Source organism: Bacillus cereus group sp. MYBK227-1, assembly GCF_051916325.1.
GTDB lineage: Bacteria > Bacillota > Bacilli > Bacillales > Bacillaceae_G > Bacillus_A > Bacillus_A cereus.
The window spans coordinates 1-522 of sequence record NZ_JBQAGK010000032.1; the positions used below are offsets into that span (position 1 = coordinate 1).

Consider the following 522-nt stretch of genomic DNA (forward strand, 5'->3'; position numbering starts at 1 on the left):
CCTTTTTGGAGCCAGCCGCCTAAGGTGGGACAGATGATTGGGGTGAAGTCGTAACAAGGTAGCCGTATCGGAAGGTGCGGCTGGATCACCTCCTTTCTATGGAGAATTGATAAGCGCTGCTTATCAATATAAGTTTCCGTGTTTCGTTTTCGTTTAGTTTTGAGAGTTCAATTCAGTATTGACTCTTAAATGAGGATATGATATAAATAAATCCTGCAATTTGTATGGGCCTATAGCTCAGCTGGTTAGAGCGCACGCCTGATAAGCGTGAGGTCGATGGTTCGAGTCCATTTAGGCCCACCATACATTTTGGGGCCTTAGCTCAGCTGGGAGAGCGCCTGCCTTGCACGCAGGAGGTCAGCGGTTCGATCCCGCTAGGCTCCACCAAAAAGCTATTTTAAATAGCAAATGGTATGTTCTTTGAAAACTAGATAACAGTGTAGCTCATATTTTTTAATTTTTAGTTTGGTTAAGTTAGAAAGGGCGCACGGTGGATGCCTTGACACTAGGAGTCGATGAAGG

The 522-nt window shown here is 45.2% G+C and carries 2 tRNA genes and 1 rRNA gene; all 3 read left to right on the top strand.

What is annotated here, in order from left to right:
* A 16S ribosomal RNA gene (locus ACTFRM_RS31205) occupies positions 1-96 on the top strand; the annotation flags it as partial.
* A 130-nt stretch (positions 97-226) separates the two neighbouring features.
* Positions 227-303: transfer RNA gene (locus tag ACTFRM_RS31210), tRNA-Ile, on the top strand.
* A gap of 8 nt (positions 304-311) precedes the next feature.
* Positions 312-387: transfer RNA gene (locus ACTFRM_RS31215), tRNA-Ala, on the top strand.
* Positions 388-522 lie beyond the last annotated feature (135 nt).